General features: G+C 73.2%; 2 protein-coding genes. One reads left to right on the plus strand and one right to left on the minus strand.

Annotated features, from left to right (window positions below):
• Nucleotides 1–124: 124 nt before the first annotated feature.
• On the minus strand, nucleotides 125–2,434 hold the full coding sequence (locus LCD31_RS18350) for a sodium-translocating pyrophosphatase (RefSeq protein ID WP_224959749.1): 2,310 nt from the start codon (nucleotides 2,432–2,434) through the stop codon (nucleotides 125–127).
• Nucleotides 2,435–3,008: 574 nt separating this feature from the next.
• On the opposite strand from LCD31_RS18350, the gene LCD31_RS18355 reads away from it, so the two are divergent.
• Nucleotides 3,009–5,114: DEAD/DEAH box helicase (locus LCD31_RS18355; RefSeq protein WP_224959747.1), on the plus strand; the 2,106-nt coding region annotated here is incomplete at its 3' end.

Here is a 5,114-nt window from a genome sequence, read left to right on the forward strand (position 1 = left end):
CCCCCCCCCGGGGGCCCCCCCGCGGGGGGGGCCGCCCCCCCCCCCCCGGGGGGGCCCCCCCCGCGCCCCCCGGCCCCCCCCCCCCCCCCCCCCCCCCGCGCGGGGGGCGCGCGGCGGCCACCGATCAGGTCGCGCCGTTGACGATCTTGTCGTCGTCGGCGGGCGCGTCCGAGATGGCCGTGCTGCGCCGCTTGGACACCACGATGGCGCCCACCACGACCAGCGCCGCCACCACCGCGATCGCGATGCGCACCGCGGGCGACGCCGAATCACCCACCGACAGCGTGACCACCGCAGGGGCGATCAGCACCGACACCAGGTTCATCACCTTGAGCAGCGGGTTGATCGCCGGGCCCGCGGTGTCCTTGAACGGGTCGCCGACCGTGTCGCCGATGACCGTCGCCGCGTGCGCCTCGGACCCCTTGCCGCCGTGGTGGCCGTCCTCGACCAGCTTCTTCGAGTTGTCCCACGCGCCACCGGAGTTCGCCAGGAAGATCGCCATCAGCGTGCCCGTGGCGATCGCACCGGCCAGGTACCCGGCCAGCGGCCCCACGCCCAGGCCGAAGCCCACCGCGATCGGCGCCAGCACCGCCAGCAATCCCGGCGTGGCCAGCTCCCGCAGCGAGTCGCGGGTGCAGATGTCGACCACCCGGTGGTACTCCGGACGAGTGGAGCCGTCCATGATCCCCGGGTTCTGCTTGAACTGGCGCCGCACCTCGTAGACCACGGCACCGGCCGCCCGGGACACCGCGTTGATCGCCAGCCCGGAGAACAAGAACACCACCGCGGCCCCGATCACGATGCCGACCAGCACGTTCGGCGCGAACACCTGGTACGCCTCCGCGGTGATCGTGGTGGAGACCGCGCGCGCGGCCTGCACGATCGCGTCCTGGTAGGCGCCGAACAGCGCGGTCGCCGCCAGCACGGCGGTCGCGATGGCGATGCCCTTGGTGATCGCCTTCGTGGTGTTGCCGACCGCGTCCAGCTCGGTCAAGATCTTCGCCCCGTCGCCCTCGAACTCACCGGACATCTCCGCGATGCCCTGCGCGTTGTCCGCCACCGGGCCGAAGGTGTCCATCGCGACGATCACGCCGACCGTGGTCAGCAGGCCGCAACCGGCCAGCGCGATCGCGAACAGCGCCACCGTCAGCGTCGTGGACAGCAGGAAGGCGCCGAACACCGCCGCGCCGATCACCAGCGCCGTGTACACGGCCGACTCGAAGCCGACCGACAGGCCGGTGAGGATCACCGTGGCGGCACCGGTCTTCGAGGACTCGCCGACGTCCTGCACCGGGCGATGCTCGGTGGCGGTGAAGTAGCCGGTCAGCTTCAGGATCACCGCGGCCAGCAGGATGCCGATGAGCACGGCGGCCAACGCGATCAGCGCCGGGCTGCCGCTGGCGCCGGCGACCTCCGGCGAGGCACCGGCCAGCTCGGCGAACGAGTTCGGCAGGTACACCAGCGCGGCCACCGCGCACAGCACCGCCGAGATCCCCGCGGAGATGAAGAAGGAGCGGTTGATCGCGGTCAACGCGCTCTCCCCCGCCTTGGCCTTCGTCAGGTACACGCCGATCACCGCGGTGACCACGCCGATCGCGGGCACGATCAGCGGGAACAGCAGCCCCTTGAGGCCGAACGCGGCGGTCCCGAGGATCAGCGACGCCACCAGCGTCACCGCGTAGGACTCGAACAGGTCCGCGGCCATGCCCGCGCAGTCGCCGACGTTGTCCCCGACGTTGTCGGCGATCGTCGCGGCGTTGCGCGGGTCGTCCTCCGGGATGTCCTGCTCGACCTTGCCGACCAGGTCCGCGCCCACGTCGGCGGCCTTGGTGAAGATGCCGCCGCCGACCCGCATGAACATCGCCAGCAGCGCGGCGCCGAAGCCGAAGCCCTCCAGCACCCGCGGCGCCTCGCCCGCGTAGACGAGCACGACCAGCGCCGCGCCGAACAACCCGAGGCCGACGGTGGTCATGCCGACCACGCCACCGGTGCGGAACGCGACGCGCATCGCCTTCTCCCGGCCCGCGCCGGGATCGTTCGACGCGGCCGCGACCCGCACGTTCGCGCGGGTGGACAGCCACATGCCGAGGTAGCCGATGGCGGCGGAGAACGCCGCGCCGAACAGGAAGAAGATCGACCGGCCGATGCGTTCGCCGGTGCTGTTCGCGGGGAGCACGAACAGCACGACGAAGACCACGACGGCGAACCCGGCCAATGTCCGGAACTGCCGGTTGAGGTACGCGGAGGCGCCTTCCTGCACCGCCTGCGAGATCTGCTGCATCTTGGCCGAACCCTGGCCGGCCGCCAGCACCTCCTTGATCAGCACGTAGCCGAAGGCCAGCGCCGCCAAGGCGATGATCAGGACCACGCCGACGACGGCGTAGTCGGAGCCGCTGAGTTCGAACGCACCGGGGGCGTTCTGCGCGAGGTCCATCCGGTGCGTCGAGCTCGGTGGTGCAGTGCCCTGGGCGACCCAGCCGGGCTGGACCGGGGACAGCAGGGACATCCGTCCTCCTCGGGTGTGGCTCGGTGGCACGCCGGAGAGGCGGTGGTGCGTCCACTCCGACGCTCGGTACGGCCTCGGCCGCGAGCGGCCCGCCGGGGCCCGTCCGCGATCGATGTCGTGGCCGCGAAGTCTATTCAGGCCTGACGTGTCTTACTTCACGGTGTGATGTGCGCCTCGCAACGACGTGCTGCTTCGTTATCGAGTGATCGATCCAGTTAGGACTTGATCACCCGATCGGACACACTTCTACATGGACCGAACGGGTGACTTCGTGTATCGCGTGTCGCAGCCGGATCGAACCGGCGTGTCGCGGCCCCGGAGACCCGCGCGGACACCACCGCGCGGACGCCTCGGCCGCGCCCGCAGGCCACCTCACACCCCCGCGGCCCGCGCCCCGGGCCACGACGGCGCGGTGGCGGGCGAGTCCACCCGAACGAGATCACCGGGCCGCAGGTTCCGCGTGCGTGCGGTGCGGGAACAGCGCTGTGCGACGCTCGACCACGTGAACTCGGCACACCGGAGAGCGGGCAGGACCGGCAGCGGCAAGCGGCTGCTGGACCGGGTGCTGGCCGGCACGCCCGCGGACGAATCACCGCTGCGGCACGTCGAGCAGCTCGCCGAACGGCCCGCGCAGCACGCGGACTGGCCGGGCTGGGCGCCCGAACCGCTGGTCGAGGCGCTGCGCGCCCGCGGCGCCGAACGCCCCTGGAGCCACCAGGCCGAAGGCGCCGAAGCCGCGTGGGCCGGTGAGCACGTCGTGGTGGCGACCGGCACCGCGTCCGGCAAGTCGATGACCTACCAGCTGCCGGTGCTCACCCGGTTGCTCACCGACGCCCGGGCCACCGCGCTGTACCTGTCGCCGACCAAGGCGCTGGGCGCCGATCAGCTCCGGTCCACCACCGAGCTGGGCCTGGACGGGATCCGCGCCGCCGCCTACGACGGGGACACCCCGTTCGTCGAGCGGGACTGGGTGCGGGCGCACGGCCGGTGGGTGTTCACCAACCCGGACATGCTGCACCACGGCGTGCTCGCCCAGCACTCCCGCTGGGCGCGGTTCTTCCGCAACCTCTCCTACGTGGTCGTCGACGAGTGCCACACCTACCGGGGCGTCTTCGGCTCGCACGTGGCGCTGCTGCTGCGGCGGCTGCGGCGGATCGCGCGGTACTACGGCGCGGAACCGGTGTTCGTGCTCGCCTCCGCGACGGTGGCCGACCCGGCCTCCCTGGGCGAACGGCTGATCGGCGCCGAGTGCCGGGCCGTCACCGCGGACGGCTCGCCGCGCGGCGCCCGCACCGTCGCATTGTGGGAACCACCGCTGCTGGACGACGTGTCCGGCGAGAACGAGGCGCCGGTCCGGCGTTCCGCCGGGAGCGAGGCCGCACGGATCCTCACCGAACTCGTCGTGGAAGGCGCCCGCACGCTCGCGTTCATCCGATCCCGGCGCGGCACCGAGCTCGCCGCGCTGGCCGCCCGCCGCGCCCTGTCCGAAGTGGACGATTCGCTGGTGGACAAGGTCGCCGCCTACCGGGGCGGCTACCTGCCGGAGGACCGGCGGAAGCTCGAACGGGCGCTGCTGAGCGGGGAACTGCTCGCCGTCGCGGCCACCAACGCGCTGGAGCTCGGCGTCGACATCGCGGGCCTGGACGCGGTCGTCGTCGCCGGGTTCCCGGGCACGCTCGCCTCGTTCTGGCAGCAGGCCGGGCGCGCCGGGCGCGACGGGGACGACGCGCTGGTCGTCTTCGTCGCCCGGGACGACCCGCTGGACACCTACCTGGTGAACCACCCGCCCGCCGTGCTGGACCGGCCGGTCGAGTCGACGGTGCTGGACCCGGCGAACCCCTACGTGCTCGAACCGCACCTGGCCTGCGCCGCGGCCGAGCTGCCGCTGGACGAAGCGGCGTTCGAGGTCTTCGGCGGCGAGCCCGCCCGCACCGCGACCGACGCGCTCACCGAGGCCGGAGTACTGCGCAAGCGGCCGCGCGGCTGGTACTGGACCGAGCGGGAACGCCCGCACCGGGAGGTGGAACTGCGCGGGTCCGGTGGGCAGCAGATCGCCGTCGTCGAGGGCGACTCCGGGCGGATGCTCGGCACCGTCGACCCGGATTCGGCGTGCGCCACGGTGCATCCCGGCGCGGTCTACCTGCACCAGGGGCAGTCGTTCGTGGTGGACGAGCTGGACCTGGACGGCGGCCTCGCGCTGGTACACCTGGAGAACCCGGAGTGGCACACCTCGCCGCGCGACGTCGTGGACATCTCGGTGCTCGCCACGGTGCAGGAGCGGAGTCCGGCGCCGGGGATCACGGTGTGCCTCGGGGACGTGGAGGTCACCTCGCAGGTCGTCGGCTACCTGCGAACCCTGCCCTCCGGCGAGGTGCTCGACCAGGTGCCGCTGGACCTGCCCGCGCACAAGCTGGTCACCCGCGCCGTCTGGTACACGATCTCCGACGAACTGCTGACCGACAGCGCGCCGGGGGGGGCCCCGGGGGGGCCCCCCCCCCCCCCCCCCCCCCCCCCCCCCCCCCCCCCCCCCCGCCCCGGCGCGCCGCGCCCGCCGACTTCAGCAGCGCGCTGCGCTGGCGCAGCACCCGCTCGTAGTCCGCGCGCACCC

It is taken from the genome of Saccharopolyspora sp. 6M, assembly GCF_020176775.1.
Taxonomy (GTDB): domain Bacteria; phylum Actinomycetota; class Actinomycetes; order Mycobacteriales; family Pseudonocardiaceae; genus Saccharopolyspora_C; species Saccharopolyspora_C gregorii.

What these genes read in the sequence shown, in the direction of transcription:
- LCD31_RS18350 (WP_224959749.1), bottom strand. Translation starts at nt 2,434, where the DNA reads ATGGACCTCGCGCAGAACGCCCCCGGTGCGTTCGAACTCAGCGGCTCC.